This is a genomic window from Streptomyces spinosisporus (assembly GCF_022698145.1).
In the GTDB taxonomy this organism is placed as follows: Bacteria; Actinomycetota; Actinomycetes; order Streptomycetales; family Streptomycetaceae; genus Streptomyces; species Streptomyces spinosisporus.
Window position 1 is genome coordinate 326436 of record NZ_JALDAX010000009.1, and the last position, 14750, is coordinate 341185.

Below are 14750 nucleotides of genomic sequence, written 5' to 3' on the forward strand. Positions count from 1 at the left end.
CTCAGCGGACCGGGGCCATCACACCCCGATGGTGCACCCCTACGGCTTGATGCCCACCCCGGTCCACAGGCTGACCTCGGCGTCCGTGGCGCTGGACTCGCCGTCCGGACGCCAGCGGTGACCGACCGAGATCCCCGGCTCGAGCAGGTCGAGCCCGTCGAAGAAGCGGGCCACGTCCTGCTTCGAGCGGAACTGCACCGGCGTACCGGCATTGTTGTAGATGTCGGTGACCTTCTGCCAGGTCGCCGGGTCGAAGTCGGGCGTGCAGTGGCTCAGGGCCAGCGCACTGCCCGAGGGAAGGACGGCCAGCAGCCGCTCCACGATGCCGTACGGGTCCTGGGCGTCCGGCACGAAGTGCATCAGGGCGTTGAGCGACAGGGCCACGGGCCGGTTCATGTCCAGCACCTCCGCCAGCTCGGGGGAGTCGAGCAGCGAGGCCGGGTCGTTGACGTCCGCCTCGATGTACGTGGTGCGGCCCTGGGTGGTGCTGCGCATCAGGCGCTCGGCGTACTTGAGCACGAGCGGGTCGTTGTCGGCGTAGACCACCCGCGCCTCGGGGACCACGGACTGGGCCACCTGGTGCAGATTCGGCTCGGTGGGGATGCCGGTGCCGATGTCCAGCCACTGGCGGATGCCGTGCTCCCGGGCGAGGACACGGGTGGCACGGTGCATGAACGCCCGGTTCTCGCGGGCGCACACGAAGATCGCGGGGTAGGCCTCGGCCACGGCCTCCGCGGCCTGCTTGTCGACCTCGAAGTGGTCCTTGCCGCCGAGGTAGTAGTCGTACATCCGGGCGGAGTGGGGCCTGCTGGTGTCAATGTCCCGCGCGGCGTGCGAGCTGGTCATCGTGAGCCTTTCGGTGATGTGCGGTGGGGGTGTGGGGTGTGGTGGGTCCGGGTGGCGTCAGTCGGCCGTCAGATGATCGGCGAGGCCCCGTTTGACTCCCGCGACGAACGCGGTGATCTCTTCCGGGGTGTAGATCAGGGCGGGTCCGGCAGGATCGGTCGACTGCCTGAGCGCCACACGGCCGTCGGCGAGTTGCTTGGTCTGCACACACTGGCCCCCGTTGGGTCCGCTCCATGGAGACTCCCAGCCCACCTCGCCGAGGTCCGACGCCGGCATCCCGTTGTAGACATTGCAGACACGGCCGTCGGTGACGGTCATGAGTACTCCTTTCGCATGCGGTTCAGGAGCGCCTTGCTGTCCGCGTCCGAGGTCAGCAGGGACATACGGTTGTGCGCCTCCAGGTGGGCCGCCACATCCGAACGCTGGTCCAGGTACATGGCGCCGGAGAGGACCTCGCTGTAGACGACGTCCGGCAACTCCGGCTCCTCGAAGCGGAAGTAGGTGAACGGCGCGCACGCGCCGACATGGGCGCCGGCCGTGAACGGCACGACGTCGATGCTGACGTGCGTCATCTCGGAGGCCTCCAGGAGCCGGTCTATCTGCTCCCGCATCACCTCGGGACCGCCCACCACCCGGTGCAGGACGGCCTCTTCCATCACCACCCACAGCGTGGGCGCGTCGGGTCTGTCCAGCAGGCTCTGGCGGCGCAGCCGCAGATCGACCCGTCGGTCCAGGTCCTCCTCGCTGCCGTTCGGCAGGCCGCCGCGCAGCACCTCGCGGGCGTAGCGCGGTGTCTGGAGAAGTCCCGTCACATAGTGGGGCTCGTAGGTGCGCAGGGTCGTGGCCCCGGTCTCCAGGCTCACATAGGCGCGGAACCAGTCCGGCAGCGCGTCGCGGTACACGTGCCACCAGCCGGGCTCGTTGGCCCGCTCCGCGAAGGCGACGAACTCGTCGATCTCCTGCCGGTCGGCTCCATAGGTTTCGAGCAGCTTCTCCACATAGAGGGGTTTGAGTGAGACTTCCGCCTTCTCCAGCCGGCGGATGGTCAGGGCTGTCACCCGCAACGCCTTGGACGCGTCGTCGAGGGAGACGCCCGCGTCCTGGCGCCGCTCCTGCAGCCGTCGGCCGAGGATCATGCGGAGAACGGTGGGAGCACTGGGGCTGTTGTTGCCCGTGCCCGACCGGCCTTCGTTCACGCCCTTACCTCCTGAGGGACTGTCACAAGTACGGCACTGATGGCGACTTGGTGAAGCCACCAGTTCGATACCGACCCAATGAAATTATCAGGCAGCCGGTTGCAGGTTGAACTGCCCTGTGAGCATAGTTACTTGCGTGAATCGTTTCGACGATCACGGTGCGCCCGCTCTCCCCGGAAGGCAACTGCCGTGTCCCCCCACATGACTTCCTCCCCACAGCTCTTAGACGCAGCAACCCAGGAACGAACGCACTGGCTCGAACTGCCGCCGCAGCGCTCCAGCATCAAAGTCGCCCGCCGCTCCGTGAGCGCCCGGCTGAGCGCCTGGCGGCTGCCGGCCGACCTGTGCGCGGACGCCGTCCTGCTCGTGTCCGAACTGGCCACCAACGCCCTGCGCCACACCCTCAGCGCACGCATCCTGTGCGGGATCGGACTCGTCACCGACGAGTGCCTCCGCCTCGAGGTGCACGATCACGACCGCTCGGGCCGCGAACTGCCCCGCTGCGAGCCCGGACCCGAGGACGAGGGGGGCCGCGGACTGCTCCTCGTGGAGGCGATCGCGGACAGCTGGGGCATCGACCGGTCACGACTCACCGGCGGTAACGCCGTGTGGGCGAACCTGAGGACGGTCTGATCCTGCCGGTCGCGCCGAGCTCACTCATGTCCGGGAGCGAGTCACTCCTTCTTGGGGGTGAGCTCGGCGAGCAGCAGAGTGCGGTCGTCGGCACCGGCCGCTGTGGAGGGGGAGTGCAGCAGCCGTTGGCACATCGACCGCAGCCGGTTCTGCTCGTCGGCGACCGCCCCGGGTTCGAGGGCCGCCGCGTCCAGGGCGCGTGCGAGGCGGTTGATCTCCTGGTCGATGTCCATGCCGCGGGACTCGACCAGGCCGTCGCTGTAGAGCACGAGCAGGGCAGGTTCGTCCAGGGTCAGCACGGTGGCCTCGTAGCTGCCCGTGCCGAGCCCGAGGGGCAGGCCGGGACTGGAGAGCGCCACCGGGCCGGTCCGGCCGTCCGGGCCGCGCAGCAGTGGGGGCGGATGGCCCGCACCCACGAGCGTGCAGGTGCGCGCGCGGGCGTCCCACTCGGCGTAGATACAGGTCGCGAAGGAGGCTCCGGGAGTCTCCGAGGCGAGCGCGTCCAGACGCCGTACGAGATCCGCGGCGGGGATGTCGAGCCCCGCCAACGTCCGGACGGCGGTGCGCAGTTGGATCATCGCGACGGCGGACTCCGGGCCGTGCCCCATGGCGTCCCCGACGACGAGACCGGCCCGGTCACCCGGCCGCTTCAGCACGTCGAACCAGTCGCCGCCGATGATGTTGCCCTGTCCGGCGGGCAGACAGCCGTGGGCGATGCGGCACCCCTCGACCTCCTGGGAGGAGCCGGGCAGCAGGCTGCCCCGGATGGCCAGGGCGGTGCGGCGCTCGCGCTCGTAGCGGCGCGCGTTGTCCAGGGCGATGGCGGCCCGGGCCGCCAGCCACTCCACGGCCACGACGTCCCCGGGCCGGAAGGGGTCACGGTCGGGACCGCGGGTGCAGGCGACGAAGCCGACCGCGGTGCCCCGCAGATGGAGCGGGACGACGAGAAAGGACGCCGTGTGCAGCAGGTCGTCGATCCGTGCGTCGCCGCGCCCGGAGGCGATCAGCCGCTCGGAGGTGTGGGTGTCCACCGCGTCCAGCAACTGCGTGTGCCCGTCGGCCAGAGCGCGTGCGTACGGCGTCCCGCGCGGGAAGACGATCACCTCGCCGGCCGGCAGCAGCCCCTCCCACGACTCCGCCGCGTCCGTCCCCACCCGCAGCGCGAGACGGCGGGCCTCTATCTGGGGCGGATCCGCGGCCGGGTAGACGTTCTCCTCGCGCACCCAGCGCTCCAGCAGATAGACCGAGGCCGCGTCGCAGAAGCCGGGGGTGAGCGCGTGCACGACGTGGGTGCCGGTCAGCCCGAGGTCGAGTTCCGAACCGATGACGTCGGCAGCGGGGGAGAAGACCGAACGCCGTGGTGGGGGCTGGGCGGTCGGGGCGTCGTCGGCGCGGCTGCGTGGTTCGTTCCGCAGGGGTCGTGCCTTTCCGGGTGGGGGGCTCCGGGGCGCACGGCGAAGTGGGTGGCTCGTCGCGCGTCGTTACGCAACTATATGATGAGGCGTCAAGGCCCCTGGTCGCAGAGGGAGTTGCAGTGCCGGACAACGCAATGATTCCGCCGGGGACCGATCCGGACAAGGCGAGTGTCGCCCGGATGTACGACGCCATGATGGGCGGTCAGCACAACTTCGCCATCGACCGCGAGGCCCTGGCGGCCTTCACGGCCATCGACCCCCAGGTGCGCACCCTGGCCCGCGCCAACCGCGCCTTCCTCGGCCGCGCCGTGCGCTTCCTGGTCGACTCCGGGGTGCGCCAGTTCATCGACCTCGGCTCGGGCATCCCCACCCAGGGCAATGTCCACGAGGTGGCGCAGGCGGCCAGCCCGGGCGCCCGGGTCGTCTACGTCGACAACGACCCCGTCGCGGTGGCCCACAGCGCCTCGCTGCTCGCCGACAACCCGGACGCGGACATCGTCGACGCGGACATCCGGCGGCCGGCCGACATCCTCGGCTCGCCGCAGGTGCGCAAGCTGATCGACTTCGACCGGCCCGTCGCCGTACTGATGATCACGATCCTGCACTTCATCTCGCCCGAGGAGAACCCGGCCGGGATCGTCACCGCCTTCCGCGACGCCCTGCCCGACGGCGGCTGGCTGGCGCTGACCCATGCCACCAACCAGGACCGTCCGAACACCGCGGACGCCGTCGGCAGGCTCTACCGCTCCCGGGCCACCTCTCCCGTCACCGCCCGCTCCCACGACGAGATCCTCGGCCTCTTCGACGGCTTCGAGCTGGTGGACCCGGGCCTGGTCTACGTCCCCCTGTGGCGCCCGGACCCCGACGACCACATCCCGGACAACCCGTCGGAGTACTGGGTGTACGCGGGAGTCGGCCGCAAGGGCGCATAAGCCGGCATCCGCTCAGCGGTGCTGGTCGGCACTGCTGGTCAGCACTGGATCTGCGCCTTCCAGGCGGCCGGCAGTCCAGTTCCGGCCACTGCCGGTCGCCGAACCGGGCCACCTGCGCCGCGCCCGGTCGACACCTGACCGGAGATCGAACTGACCGGATCGCGGCACCTCGTCACAGTGCGGTCTTTGTTGCGGCAGGCACTCTTGACAACATGCGTACTGTTTCGCGAGGTTTGGTCCTCGGTGGACAGTTCGGAACCGGAGGGCCGACCGCGCAACGACCGTGCATACGGCGTGGAACCGGCAGATACTCGAAGAAGTGGTAGGACGCGGACAGCGCGTCGCGGGGGGACGTCACGGGGGGAGCGGTCGCCGATGCGATCGATGAACAGGGGTCCACACACTCAGCCGGCCTGTGCTGCGGTCGGATCGTTCTTCGGGGAGCCTGCGGAAGGGCGGATGATCTGACGTGGACATCACCATCCACAGAACCGACGACCTGAGCGCCTCGCTGCAAGCGGCCTGGCACAGAGCGATGGATCAGTCGCTCGAGTACGCCAATCCTTTCCTGGCCCCGGAGTTCGCCCTCGGGATCGGCAGATATCGCGCCGGGACGCGGATCGCGGTCCTGCACGAGGGGGGAGAATCGGTCGGATTCCTTCCGTACGAACGCAATGCTCTCGGCGTCGGCCGTGCCGTCGGACTCGGCCTGTCCGACTGCCAGGCGCTCGTCCACCGGCCGGGGGTCACCTGGGACACCCAGGAGCTGCTGAAGGCCTGCGGGCTTTCCGTGTTCGAGTTCGATCATCTCGTCGAGGAGCAGAGACCGTTCGGCCGGTATGTGACGGGCCTGTTCGCCTCCCCGGTGGTCGATCTCAAGCCCGACGAGAGCGGGTACGCGCCGTGGCTGCGCGGCGCGTATCCGGGGCTGGCCAAGACCACGCTGAAGAAGGAGCGGCGCCTCGGGCGCGACCTGGGAGAGGTGCGCTTCGAGTTCGACGAGCGCGATCCGCGGATGCTGCGGCGGCTGATGCAGTGGAAGTCCGCGCAGTACCGCAGGACGGGGCGGATGGACCGGTTCGCGCGGCCGTGGATCGTCGATCTGGTCAACCACCTCCACCAGGTGCGCGAGGAGCACTTCACCGGCGTGCTGTCCGTGCTGTACGCCGGTGACCGGCCGGTCGCGGCGCACTTCGGGCCGCGCTCGCGCACCGTGCTGGCCGCCTGGTTCACCGCCTACGACCCTGAGCTGCACTACTACTCACCGGGGCTGATGATGCATCTGCGCACCGCCGAGGCGGCGGCTCGCAACGGCGTGACGCTGCTCGACCTGGGGCGCGGCGACAAGGAGTACAAGGACTGGCTCAAGACCCGCGAGCTGCGCGTGGCGGAAGGATTCGCCAGCCGGCCGCACCCGGTCGCGGCCGCCCACCAGCTGTGGCGCAGACCCGTGCGGGGCCTGCGCAACACGGTGAACGCCCACCCCGAACTACGCGCCCCCGCCGACCGCCTACTGAAAACCCTCGGCACACTGCGCACCTCCCGACAGGGCTCCGGCTCTACGGGGTCCCGCACTCCCTGAGTCCGTCCGACCTGTCCGTCGACGCCGGGGCGGCGCCGCGCGTGGCCTCGCGGCGGGTGTTCTCGGTGTCGGTTCGTTCGTTGGGCGGGGGTTGTTCGGGGTCGGTCGGTCCGGCGGGCGACCCTGGGCCGCGGCCCGTCCGTGGGGCGGGCGCTACTCGGAGGCTGCCCGTCCGCCCGGCGCGCGTGGCAGGCTCGGCTTGCCCGGCAGGTGTTTGCGAGAGGGATACGGCCCGCCCGGCTCGCTCGGCCCGGGGTAGGGCGGCCCGCCGGGCACACTTGATTCCGCCAACCCCCGGAGGGGCCCCCTCAGATGTGCCCCGACCGCCGTTGCCTGCGCAGCAGTAGTCCCAGGTAGAGGCCGCCGAGTACGGCTGTCACCACGCCTACCGGTAGTTGGGTCGTGGCGTGGAGGCGTTGGGAGGTGTAGTCGGCGGTGACCACGAGGAGGGCGCCGGTGCAGGTGGCGGCGGCGAGGTTGGGGCCGGGGGCGTGGGTGAGGCGCCGGGCCAGCTGGGGGGCGACGAGGGCGACGAAGGGGATCGGGCCCGCGGCGGCGGTGGCCACCGCGCAGGCCGCCGTGGCCAGGACCAGGATCAGCAGCCGGGCGCGCTGGACCGAGACCCCGAGGCCGCCCGCGACGTCGTCACCCATCTCCAGGATCTTCAGCCTGCCCGCCGCCAGCGCGACCAGCGGCAGCACCACAACCAGGCCCAGTGCGGCGGGCCGCACGTCCTGCCAACCGCGCCCGTTGAGGCTGCCGTTGAGCCACACCATCGCCTGGGCGGCCTGTGTGAAGCGGGCCTTCGCCAGCAGATAGGCGTTCACGCCCTGCAGCAGGGCGCTCACCCCGATGCCGACCAGGACGAGCCGGTAGCCGTGGATGCCGTGCCGCCAGGCGAGCAGGTACACTAGCAGGGCCGTCGCCAGACCACCGCCCACCGCGCCAAGTGCGATCTGCCCACCGCTCCCGCCCACGACCAGCACGACCAGCAGGCCTCCGGTGGCGGAGCCGTAGGTGAAGCCGACGATGTCGGGGCTGCCGAGCGGATTGCGCGACAGGCTCTGGAAGAGGGCACCGCTCACCCCCAGTGCCGCACCGACCAGCATGCCCGTCAGCAGGCGGGGGAGGCGGAGTTCGTTGACCACGAAGTCGGTCTGCCGGCTGCCGTTGCCGAGCAGTGTGCGTACGACGTCGGCCGGGGAGATCGCGAACTCCCCTGTACCCAGGGCGAGTACGCCCACTCCGGCGGTGGCGGCCAGCACCAGCAGGCACACAAAGACCGTCCGTACGTCCACCCGCAGCGACAGCCGTCTCGACCTGCTGCGGACGACATACGTCCGGCTGCTCAGGGCCGTGGTCATGCCGTCACCACCCTGCGATGCCGGACGAGCGCGATGAACAGCGGGGCACCGATCACCGCGGTGACCACGCCCGCGTCGAGCTCGTCGGGCCGGACCACGACCCGGCCGAGGACATCCGCGTAGAGCAGGAGCGCGGGGGCGAGGAGCATGGACAGCGGGAGCGTCCAGCGCTGGTCGGCCCCGGCGATCATGCGGGCCATGTGCGGTACGGCGAGGCCGACGAAGACCAGGGGACCGACGGCGGAGGTCGCGGCGCCGCACAGCAGCGTCACGGCCAGCAGCCCGAGGAAGCGGGTGCGGTCCAGATGCGCGCCGAGGGCGCGCGCGGCGTCGTCGCCCAGGGCCAGTGCGTTCAGCGGCCGCACCAGCGCGAGCGCCAGCACGAGCCCGGCCACCACGAACGGCATGATCGTCGTGAGGGTTCCGCTGTCGGCCCGGGCCAGGGATCCCACGCTCCAGAACCGCAGTTGGTCGAGGGCCTGCGCGTCGAGCAGCATCAGGGTCTGGCTGACGCCCGTGAACACCGCGGCGATCACCGCGCCGCCCAGCGCGAGCCGCTCCGGCGTGGCGCCACCGCGTCCGCCCGATGCGAGCGAGTACGCCAGCAGGCCCGCCACCACCGCTCCCGCCATGGCGAACCACACCGACGCCCACATGCTGGTCAGACCCAGCGCCGTGAGGGACAGCACCACTCCGGTGGCGGCACCCGCGTTGATCCCCAGCAGCCCGGGATCCGCCAGCGGGTTGCGGGTCAGCGCCTGGATCAGCGCACCCGCGACGCCCAGCGCGGCTCCGGCCGCGACACCGGCGAGGGTGCGGGGCATCCGTACGTCCCACACGACGGAACTCGCGGTCGAGCCGTCGTCGTGCAGCAACGCGTGCACGACCGTGTCCAACGACAGCGAGCGTGACCCGACGGCCAGGCTCAGCGCGATGGCCGTGAGCAGCAGGACCAGCGTGCCGAGCACGGCCAGTGTGCGCGTCGAGGTCCGCTTCCGCAGGGGCGAGCGTGTCTGTTCCTCAAGTGGGGCCGTGGGGGCCTTAGTCGCCACCGGCGCCCTCCGCGCTGAGTCGTTCGGCGATCGTGCGGCCGAGCGCCTTCTTGTCGATCTTGCCGACGGAGGTGCGCGGGAAGGCGTCCACGACCTCCACCCGGTCCGGCAACTTGTAGGCGGCGACGCCCCGTTCGGTGAGAAACGCGGTCAACTCCCGGTGTGTGGGCGCCTGTCCGCGCGGTACGAGGTAGGCGCAGGTGCGTTCGCCCATCGTCGCGTCGGGCATGCCGACCACGGCGGCGTCGTGCACGCCCGGATGGGCCAGGATGTGGTTCTCCAGCTCCTCGGCGGAGATCTTGTCGCCGCCCCGGTTGATCTGGTCCTTGGCGCGGCCCTCCACGACGAGATGACCGGTGGGCAGGACCCGGACCAGGTCGCCGGTGCGGTAGTAGCCGTCGTCGGTGAAGGTGCGGGCGTTGTGCCCGGGCGCCCGGTAGTAGCCGCGCAGGGTGTAGGGCCCGCGCGTGAGCAGCTCGCCGGTCGCGCCCGGAGTCACGTCGTGGCCGTCCTCGTCGACCACCCTGATCTCGTCGGCGGGGGAGAGCGGGCGGCCCTGGGTGCCGACGACCAGCTCCGAAGGGTCGTCCAGACGGGTGTAGTTGAGCAGTCCCTCGGCCATGCCGAAGACCTGCTGCAGGGTGCAGCCGAGGACGGGCCGGACCCGGGCGGCCGGTTCGGCGCCCAGCTTGGAGCCGCCGACCTGGAGCAGCCGCAGTGAGGACAGGTCGGCCTCCTCCCACTCCACGGCGTCCAGCCACAGCAGGGCGATCGGTGGGACCACCGCGGTGACGGTGACCTTCTCGCGTTCGATCAGTGCGAAGGCGTCCTCGGGGCTCGGGGTGGGGGACAGGACCACGGTGCCGCCCGCCATCAGGGTGCCGAGAAGGCCCGGGCAGGCGAGCGCGAAGTTGTGCGCCGTCGGCAGCACCACGAGATAGACGGTCGAGCTGTCGAAGCCACACGTCTGCGCGCTGGCACGGACGTTGTAGGTGTAGTCGTCGTGGGTGCGCGGGATCAGCTTCGGCTTGCCCGTCGTGCCGCCGGAGAGCAGCAGGAGCGCCACGTCCGAGGGGTCCGGCACGGGAAGCGGGACCGGCTCGGCGTCGATGTCGGCGAGCGGGGTGAACTCCGCGGCCTCCCCGGCCACCAGCACGTGCTCCACGGACGGCACCGCCTTGCGCAGCGCACGGGCGAGGGTGCGGTGGTCGAAGCCGTCATGGACGTCGGGGACGGCGTACGCGATCGCCCCCGACACCTCGGCGACGTGCACGATCTCGCTCTCCCGGTGCGCGGGCAGCGTCAGCACCGGCACGGCCCCGGCCCTCAGCAGGGCGAAGAACAGCACCACGAAGGCGTCGGTGTTGGGCAGTTGGACGATCACCCGGTCCCCGCCGCCGATGCCGAGCCGACGCAGTCCGGCGGCCGTGCGGTCGGCGCGCGCGTCGAGTTCGGCGTAGGTCCACCGGTCGCCCTCGGCGTCGACGAGCGCGATCCGTTCCGGGGCGCGTTCGGCCTGATCCCTGAGCAGCCGGTCCAGCGGCCGGCCGGCCCAGTACCCCTCGGCCCGGTAGCGCGCCGCCACCTCGTCCGGCCAGGGCACCCATCCGTCGAGCATGCTCAACTCCCGCCTGCTGTTTAGGAAAGGCTTGCCTAAGAAGTGATCAGGGTCAAGCCTGGAAGTGACCCTGGACGGACGATCGATTCGGGAGTTAAGGTCATGGCTAATTAGGTTAGGGTAACCTAAGTCCAGGGAGGTAGCTCGTTGCTGCGTTACCGGACCGCGGAGACGGAACTGCGGGGAGATCCCCTCCTGTTGACCGCGAGACTCGCCGAGTCGGGTCTGTTCGAGCAGTACGTGGTCTACGAACGAGAGGGCGACTTCTGCTTCGCCGGGGGCGCGCTCGGCGAGGTCGTCGTCAGTCGCTCGGGCATCCGCCGCAGATGGCTCTCCGCGCAGACCACGACCCCGATCGGCACGCACCCCCTCGGCCAGGTCCGGCAGGCACTGGCGGACATGGGCGTCGAGGGCTGGCGGGCGTACGGCTGGATGGCCTTCGAGTTCTCCCATCTGCACGCCGGCCGGCCCGACCGGGCGGGCGACGCCGACCTGCTCCATCTCGTCGTGCCCGACAGCGAAGTGAGGTTCCGTCCGTCGGGTGCGTCGGTGCGCAGCACGGACCAGGAGACGCTCGACGCGCTGCTCGCGCTGCTGTCCGAACCCGTCACCGGCCGTACGGTGGAGCCCCGTCCGATCGAGGTCGCGGACCGGGCCGGCAGTTATCCGGGCATGGTGGCCGAGGCCATCGAGGAGATCCGCACCACCGAACTGCAGAAGGTCATCCTCTCGCGTTCCGTCCCGATTCCCTTCCCCGTCGACTTCGTCGCCACCTATGTGCACGGGCGCTCGCACAACACCCCCGCCCGTTCCTTCCTGTTGCACCTGGGCGGCCGCCGGGTCGCCGGATTCAGCCCCGAGACGGTCGCCGAGGTGAGCGCGGACGGCGAGGTCGTCACCCAGCCGCTCGCCGGAACCCGGGCCAGGGGTCTGGGCGGAGCCGAGGACGAGCGGCTGCGCGCCGAACTCCTCTCGGACCCCAAGGAGATCTCCGAGCATGTGCTGTCCGTGAAGCTCGCGGAGGAGGAGATGGCCACCGTGTGCCGTCCCGGCACGGTGTCGGTGCGCGACCTGCTGAGCGTGCGCCAGCGCGGCAGCGTCCAGCACCTGGGCTCCAGCGTGCACGGCCTGCTCGCCCCGGACGCCACCGCCTGGGACGTCCTGCGCGCGGTCTTCCCGGCGGTCACCGCCTCCGGCATCCCCAAGAAACCGGCCTACGACTGCATCAGCCGCCTCGAGCAGGGCCCTCGCGGCATCTACAGCGGCGCGGTCCTGACCGCGGGCTGCGACGGGGACCTCGACGCGGCCCTGGTGCTGCGCAGTGTGTTCGAGCAGGACGGCCGTACCTGGCTGCGGGCCGGTGCCGGCATCCTGCCCGGGTCCACGCCGGAGCGTGAGCTGGAGGAGACCTGCGAGAAGCTGCGCAGCGTCGCCCCGTACGTCGTCCCCGCGCAGCCGGCACCGCTGGCCGCGCCGTCCCTTCACGGTTAGGGGCGCGGGTGCGTCTGGGAGAAGTGGTCGTCGACGTCGCTCCGCTGCGGTCGAGCAAAGATTTCCGGCTGGTCTTCGCCACGCAGGCGATCTCCATGCTCGGCACCCATCTCACCTCGGTCGCGGCGAGTCTGCAGATCTACGACCTGACCGGTTCGTCGGTCCAGGTCGGCCTGATGAGCCTGGTGCTGGGCATGTCGCTGCTCGTCGGTCTGGTGGTGGGCGGACTGCTCGCCGACCGGGCCGACCGGCGGCGCGTCGTGCTCGTCACCCGGGCCGTCACCGCCGTGGTGATCACCGGGCTCGCGGTCAACGCGGCGCTGCCGGACCCGCACGTGTGGTTCGTCTACGTCGCGGCCGTGCTGGCGGGCGGCGTCAGCGGGCTCGGCGGCCCGGCGATGATGGCCGCCACCCCGAGCCTGGTGCCGCCGGGCCAGCTGGCCGCCGCGGGGGCGCTCACCACCCTCACCGCCCAACTGGGCGGCATGGTGGGCCCGTCGCTGGCCGGTGTGATCGCCGCCGGGCCCGGCATCGCCTGGTGCTTCGCGATCGACGCGGCCATCTACGTCGTAGGCCTCGCCCTGCTCGCCCCGCTGCCCGGGATGCCGCCCGAGGGCGCCGCGCAGGAGCAGCACCCGCTGAAGGCGATGGCGGAGGGGCTGCGCTTCCTGCGCGGCAACCAGGTCGTCGCCGGGCTGCTGCTGATCGACGTCTGCGCGGTGGTCTTCGCGATGCCGTACGCCCTCTTCCCCGAGCTGGGCACCGAGCACTTCGGCGGCGGCCCGTCCACCGTCGGCCTGCTCTACACCGCGCCCGCGGTCGGCTCGTTCTGCGGGGCGCTCGCCAGCGGCTGGACCGGCCGGGTGCACCACACCGGACGGGCGCTGATCGGGGCCGTCGTGGTGTGGGGCGTGGCGATCACCTGCTTCGGCCTCAGCCCCAACCTCGGCACGGCGCTGGTCTTCCTGGCGCTCGCGGGCCTCGGCGACACCGCCTCCGAGATCCTGCGCCGCGCCCTGCTCCAGCACTACACACCGGACCGTCTGCAGGGCCGGGTCGGCAGCCTCTGGCTCGCCCAGGCGACGGCCGGCCCCTCCGTTGGCAACCTCGAAGCCGGCCTGGTGGCACGGGCGTTGGGCTCGTCGGCCGGTGCCGCGGCCGTCGGCGGGCTGGTCTGCCTCGCGGGGGTGGCGACCGTCGCGCTGGCGGTGCCGGGCCTGCGCAGGGCGACCCTGCACGGGCCGCCCGCGACCGAGGTCCAGCCCGCGACCGCCGAGGCGCCGTCCACGGCGGCCGACTGACCGGGAGGGGCCCGTGCCGACCGCGAACGTCAACGGAATCCGGCTGCACTACGAGGATCAGGGCGACGGCGATCCGGTCGTCCTGGTGATGGGCCAGGGCGCGAGCGGCCGGGCCTGGCACCTGCACCAGGTACCGGCGCTGGTGGAGGCCGGCCACCGCGTCGTCACCTTCGACAACCGGGGCATCCCGCCGAGCGAGGAGTGCGGCGGCGGATTCACCATCGACGACCTGGTGGCCGACACCGCGGCCCTCGCCGAACACCTCGGCCTCGGACCGTGCCGCTTCGTCGGCGTCTCCATGGGCGCCTACGTCGTCCAGGAGCTGATGCTCGCCCGGCCCGAACTGGTGCGGCAGGGCGTCCTAATGGCCACCCGCGGCCGTACGGACGCACTGCGCGCCGCGCTCGGCAGGGGTGAACGCGCCCTGTACGACAGCGGGTTGACGCTGCCGCCCGCCTACGCGGCCTGGGTGCGGGCCGTGCAGAACCTGTCTCCGGCCACCCTGGACGACGAACAGCAGGTCCAGGACTGGCTGGAACTTTTCGAGTTCGCACCGGAACCGGCGGGCCCCGGCGTGCGCGCCCAGCTGGACCTGGTCGTCCCCGACGGACGGCTCGCGGCCTACCGCGCCATCAGCAGACCCTGTCTGGTGATCGGCTTCGCCGACGACGTCGTACTGCCGCCGCACCTCGGCCGCGAGGTCGCCGCGGCCGTCCCGCACGCCGTCTACCACGAGATCAAGGACTGCGGCCATTACGGCTACCTGGAGCGACCGGACGAAGTGAACCGTGTGCTCCTGGAGTTCTTCCGTACCTGACGATTCTAAATTAGGTTAGCCTCGCCTAAGTATCTGCTCGCCCATGTCTCCGACCCAGGGGGTACCGGTGCAGCGCACCCTGCTCAACGGCAAGATCCACCGAGCCACCGTCACCCAGGCCGATCTGCACTACGTGGGATCGCTGACGATCGACCAGGACCTCATGGAGGCCGCCGACATCGTCGAGGGCGAGCTGGTCCAGGTGGTCGACATCGACAACGGCGCCCGGCTGCAGACCTACGCCATCACCGGCGAACGCGGCAGCGGCGTCATCGGCGTCAACGGCGCGGCCGCCCATCTCGTCCTGCCCGGACACCTCGTGATCATCATGTCGTTCGCCGCGCTCGACGACTCCGAACGGGCCGCCCACAGCCCCCGCGTCGTCCACGTCGACAAGGCCAACCGGATCGTCGCACTCGGCGCCGACCCGGCCGAGCCCGTCCCCGGAGCGCCCGACCAGCTCTCCGGATCCGTCCCCCATCCGCGCCAGGAGAGGAACTGAG

Annotated in this window: 14 protein-coding genes; 7 read left to right on the top strand and 7 right to left on the bottom strand. The window is 71.2% G+C overall.

Translation table 11 applies throughout. The features are described from left to right. Window positions 1-39: 39 nt before the first annotated feature. Genes MQN93_RS24590 through MQN93_RS24600 form a run of 3 tightly spaced genes read right to left on the bottom strand, consistent with a single transcriptional unit; the run spans window position 40 to window position 2042 of the window. On the bottom strand, window positions 40-846 hold the full coding sequence (locus MQN93_RS24590; RefSeq protein WP_242711292.1) for an SAM-dependent methyltransferase: 807 nt from the start codon (window positions 844-846) through the stop codon (window positions 40-42). Window positions 847-903: 57 nt separating this feature from the next. Continuing rightward, window positions 904-1164 carry a DUF397 domain-containing protein gene (locus MQN93_RS24595; protein ID WP_242711293.1) on the bottom strand — a complete coding sequence of 87 codons (261 nt, stop codon included), beginning with the start codon at window positions 1162-1164 and terminating at the stop codon, window positions 904-906. Next, window positions 1161-2042: a Sco1979 family transcriptional regulator gene (locus tag MQN93_RS24600; protein ID WP_016433579.1), complete on the bottom strand. Its 882-nt coding sequence runs from the start codon at window positions 2040-2042 to the stop codon at window positions 1161-1163. Before MQN93_RS24600 ends, MQN93_RS24595 begins: the two co-directional genes overlap by 4 nt. 201 nt (window positions 2043-2243) lie before the next feature. Between MQN93_RS24600 and MQN93_RS24605 the strand changes: the two genes are divergently transcribed. After that, window positions 2244-2675, top strand: coding sequence for an ATP-binding protein (locus MQN93_RS24605; RefSeq protein WP_242711294.1), 432 nt, complete (start codon window positions 2244-2246; stop codon window positions 2673-2675). A 41-nt stretch (window positions 2676-2716) separates the two neighbouring features. On the opposite strand, the gene MQN93_RS24610 is transcribed toward MQN93_RS24605, so the two are convergent. Continuing rightward, on the bottom strand, window positions 2717-3958 hold the full coding sequence (locus MQN93_RS24610; protein WP_242711295.1) for a PP2C family protein-serine/threonine phosphatase: 1242 nt from the start codon (window positions 3956-3958) through the stop codon (window positions 2717-2719). A gap of 266 nt (window positions 3959-4224) precedes the next feature. Here MQN93_RS24610 and MQN93_RS24615 point away from each other — a divergent pair, with 266 nt between their 5' ends. Together MQN93_RS24615 and MQN93_RS24620 are read left to right on the top strand one after the other, a co-directional pair. Next, entirely contained in the window at window positions 4225-5022 is a 798-nt protein-coding gene (locus MQN93_RS24615; protein ID WP_278191149.1) for an SAM-dependent methyltransferase, read from the top strand. A gap of 469 nt (window positions 5023-5491) precedes the next feature. Beyond that, window positions 5492-6604 (top strand): GNAT family N-acetyltransferase, encoded by a 1113-nt coding sequence (locus tag MQN93_RS24620; protein ID WP_242711296.1) that lies wholly within the window; start codon window positions 5492-5494, stop codon window positions 6602-6604. A 308-nt stretch (window positions 6605-6912) separates the two neighbouring features. On the opposite strand, the gene MQN93_RS24625 is transcribed toward MQN93_RS24620, so the two are convergent. Genes MQN93_RS24625 through MQN93_RS24635 form a run of 3 tightly spaced genes read right to left on the bottom strand, consistent with a single transcriptional unit; the run spans window position 6913 to window position 10638 of the window. After that, window positions 6913-7968: a FecCD family ABC transporter permease gene (locus tag MQN93_RS24625; RefSeq protein ID WP_242711297.1), complete on the bottom strand. Its 1056-nt coding sequence runs from the start codon at window positions 7966-7968 to the stop codon at window positions 6913-6915. Further along, window positions 7965-9020 (bottom strand): FecCD family ABC transporter permease, encoded by a 1056-nt coding sequence (locus tag MQN93_RS24630; RefSeq protein ID WP_242711298.1) that lies wholly within the window; start codon window positions 9018-9020, stop codon window positions 7965-7967. The genes MQN93_RS24625 and MQN93_RS24630 overlap by 4 nt, the downstream gene beginning before the upstream one ends. Further along, window positions 9010-10638, bottom strand: coding sequence for a (2,3-dihydroxybenzoyl)adenylate synthase (locus MQN93_RS24635; protein ID WP_242711299.1), 1629 nt, complete (start codon window positions 10636-10638; stop codon window positions 9010-9012). Before MQN93_RS24635 ends, MQN93_RS24630 begins: the two co-directional genes overlap by 11 nt. A 198-nt stretch (window positions 10639-10836) precedes the next feature. Here MQN93_RS24635 and MQN93_RS24640 point away from each other — a divergent pair, with 198 nt between their 5' ends. From MQN93_RS24640 to panD, 4 genes are read left to right on the top strand one after another with little or no spacing between them, the layout of a single operon-like run. Beyond that, a complete protein-coding gene (locus tag MQN93_RS24640; protein WP_242711300.1) occupies window positions 10837-12129 on the top strand; it encodes a salicylate synthase in 1293 nt (430 codons plus the stop codon). A gap of 8 nt (window positions 12130-12137) precedes the next feature. Then, window positions 12138-13430, top strand: a complete 1293-nt coding sequence (gene entS, locus MQN93_RS24645) for an enterobactin transporter EntS (protein ID WP_242711301.1) — start codon at window positions 12138-12140, stop codon at window positions 13428-13430. Window positions 13431-13443: 13 nt separating this feature from the next. Further along, a complete protein-coding gene (locus tag MQN93_RS24650) occupies window positions 13444-14247 on the top strand; it encodes an alpha/beta fold hydrolase (RefSeq protein WP_242711302.1) in 804 nt (267 codons plus the stop codon). A gap of 43 nt (window positions 14248-14290) precedes the next feature. Next, window positions 14291-14749, top strand: a complete 459-nt coding sequence (panD, locus tag MQN93_RS24655; protein WP_016433568.1) for an aspartate 1-decarboxylase — start codon at window positions 14291-14293, stop codon at window positions 14747-14749. Window position 14750 lies beyond the last annotated feature (1 nt).